This is a genomic window from Candidatus Hepatincolaceae symbiont of Strigamia maritima (assembly GCF_055505085.1).
Window position 1 is genome coordinate 1 of sequence record NZ_DBKDTU010000082.1, and the last position, 2,776, is coordinate 2,776.

At 30.0% G+C, this 2,776-nt stretch carries 4 protein-coding genes; all 4 read left to right on the forward strand.

Going from position 1 to position 2,776, the window contains the following annotated elements:
- Nucleotides 1–81: 81 nt before the first annotated feature.
- From ACQCX0_RS01995 to ACQCX0_RS02010, 4 genes are read left to right on the forward strand one after another with little or no spacing between them, the layout of a single operon-like run.
- Nucleotides 82–957: an amino acid--tRNA ligase-related protein gene (locus tag ACQCX0_RS01995; protein ID WP_462562482.1), complete on the forward strand. Its 876-nt coding sequence runs from the start codon at nucleotides 82–84 to the stop codon at nucleotides 955–957.
- A gap of 13 nt (nucleotides 958–970) precedes the next feature.
- The gene (gene pyrF, locus ACQCX0_RS02000; RefSeq protein ID WP_462562483.1) at nucleotides 971–1,648 is read left to right on the forward strand and encodes an orotidine-5'-phosphate decarboxylase; all 678 of its coding nucleotides are present in this window, start codon (nucleotides 971–973) and stop codon (nucleotides 1,646–1,648) included.
- Nucleotides 1,648–2,043, forward strand: coding sequence for a phosphoribosyltransferase (locus ACQCX0_RS02005; protein ID WP_462562485.1), 396 nt, complete (start codon nucleotides 1,648–1,650; stop codon nucleotides 2,041–2,043). Before pyrF ends, ACQCX0_RS02005 begins: the two co-directional genes overlap by 1 nt.
- Entirely contained in the window at nucleotides 2,036–2,773 is a 738-nt protein-coding gene (locus ACQCX0_RS02010) for a beta/alpha barrel domain-containing protein (RefSeq protein WP_462562486.1), read from the forward strand. Before ACQCX0_RS02005 ends, ACQCX0_RS02010 begins: the two co-directional genes overlap by 8 nt.
- Nucleotides 2,774–2,776: the final 3 nt, after the last annotated feature.

Sequence of the window (2,776 nt, forward strand, 5' to 3'; positions counted from 1 at the left end):
AAACAATTTATATAAATTTTCTGCAAAAGTATTAAAGAATTTATATCAAGCAATTAAAATATATAGTAATAGGAGTGTAAAATGCAGTATCAAAATATAGAATCTGGCTTGTTGTATCAACAAGATTTAATCAATAGTTATCATTATCATCAAACAGTATCCCTTTTAAGGGATTTTTTTTTATCTAAAGAATTTATAGAAGTTCCCACCCAATCAAGAATTAGTATTTTAGCAGCGTGTGAAGATCCCAGTACGGTACAAACCTATAATTTTTTAGGAAAAATTTGGCCACTTCCTCAAACAGGACAAATGTGGTTAGAATATGAGCTCTTAAACAATCCTCAAGCTAAGGGATATTTTTGTATTTCAACTTCTTATCGGGAAGAAAAAAACCCGGTGTTTGGAAGACATCGTAGTATTTTTCCTATGTTTGAGTTTGAAACCCATGGGGGAATTGATTCGTTAAAAGAATTAGAAAAGAAATTATTAACTTTCTTAAAATTGGCTACTCAACCTCAGGATATTTTAGAAAAAACCTACTTTGATTTGGCAAAACATTATAATGTAAAAGAATTAACTCATGAACATGAACAGTTGATGTGTGAGAACCTTGCTCCTAATATTTTACTTACTGATTTTCCTGTATATACAAGTCCTTTTTGGAATATGGCTTTAAATGAAGATAAGCAAACTGCAAAAAAAATAGATGTAATTATTAATGGACAGGAAACTATAGGAAGTGCAGAAAGGTCTGTAGATAAAGTTGAAATGCAAAATATGTTTTACACAATTAGTGAGGGAAGTTATGCAAAATTATTGTTTGATAAATTTGGGAAAGAACGGGTAGAAAAAGAATTAGCAGAATTTTTAGCTTTTGATTTTTTTACACGCTGTGGCGGAGGTATAGGAATTACTAGACTTATATCTGCATTACTTAGTAAAAATCTTATAAAATAGATAGCTATTGTCTATGAAGAATCTAACGATTAAGCAACCTTTTATCAAGCAAAATTCTATGAAAAAACTTATTCTTGCAATAGATAGTAATGATAAAACAAAAATTAAAAATTTAGTGGCTACAGTGGGAAGTAAGTTAGCTATGCTAAAAATAGGACATATTACAATGAGTAGTTTTAGTAAAGATGAAATCCTTGATCTCTGCGGAGAAATCCCGATTATGTTAGATTTAAAATTTCATGATATCAAAAATACCGTAATCAATGCTATTAAAAATTATACTCTAAATCTACCAAAAATAGAATATTTTACTTATCATGGTACAGCAGATAAGGAGCTAATTCTACATATTGCTAAAGAGTTTGAGAAGCCCATTGGTATTGCAGTATTGCTTTTATCCAGTAGTCAAATAAAGCCTGATGATTTTATGAGATTAGCTACTATAAATTATGATTTGGGCATTAGACATTTTGTTTGCCCGGGTTTATATCTTACCGAAATACGCTCTAAATACGGAAATAAAGTTAAATTATTTACACCGGGTATTAGAAATTTTTCTAATGATAAGGATTGTCATATTCAAACTATAACAACTCATGAGGCAATAAAATTAGGAGCAGACTTTATGATTGTAGGGCGTCCCTTATTAAACACCCAAACCCCTAATCTTACTATTCAGGAGTATTTATAATGCATATTTTTCAAAAACAACGTTTTAAAATGCACTCAGGAGGCTACTCAGATTTTAAGTTAGAATGTGATGCACTTAGTGATAAAGATATAGAAACTCTAGCTTTCTTAACCTCAAGAAGTATAAAGTTTAACCAAGTAATAGGGATACCAAGGGGAGGGTTAAAATTTGCAGAGGCTTTAAATCAATATAAAATCTTAGAGTCTAAGACTGTGTTAATAGCAGATGATGTTCTTACTACCGGAGCATCTCTTAATGAATATAAAACTAAACTCTTAAAAGATGGGCAACTTGAGGTCAATATTCAAGGAATAGTAATTTTTAGTAGAGGTATTCTCCCAGAATACGTTACTGCTATTTTTAATCTAAATCCGCATTTTTGGCAGAATGATTAAGAAAGTTATTATTTCGCCTCCTTTTGGGAATTATTTGAAGTTACCTAATACCACATCTGTACTAGGAAGTTTTACAGTCTTGCAAAGAAAAGGAGCTATACTACAATTCATAAAAACTTTTCGTAAAATTAACGGCGGATACATCAATAAAATCGGGTTAAGGAATAAGGGATTAATTAACTTTCAACCTTTACAAAAGTTTGCAAAACATATTATATCTATCGCAGCTTTAGAATATGATGATTGGCAGAAATTAGCTAAAATTCTACAAGAATTTAAAATAAATGATAATTTTATACCAAATGCTATAGAACTTAATTTAAGTTGTCCTAATGTTAAGAGTAGTACTTCTATTGACAAAGAAGCTTTAACATTATTTAGAGATTTTCAAGTAATTTTAAAATTACCCCCCACTGAGAAATCTTTAGAATATATAGACCTAGCCCTATCTTGTAACATTAATATATTTCATTTATGTAACACCTACCCAACAAAGATGGGTGGTATTTCCGGTACCCTCTTAAAATCTAAAAGCCTACACTATATAGAAGTAGCTAGAAATAATTTGGGTAAGAAGATAAAAATAATAGGAGGAGGAGGTATGTATTCTTACCAAGACGTAGATGATTTTATTAAGAGTGGTGCTGATATACTATCTCTAGCTACAATTGCTTTAAAGCCTTTACAAATGTGGAAGCTTATAAAGTATATTAATTATAAATTACCATAGTTT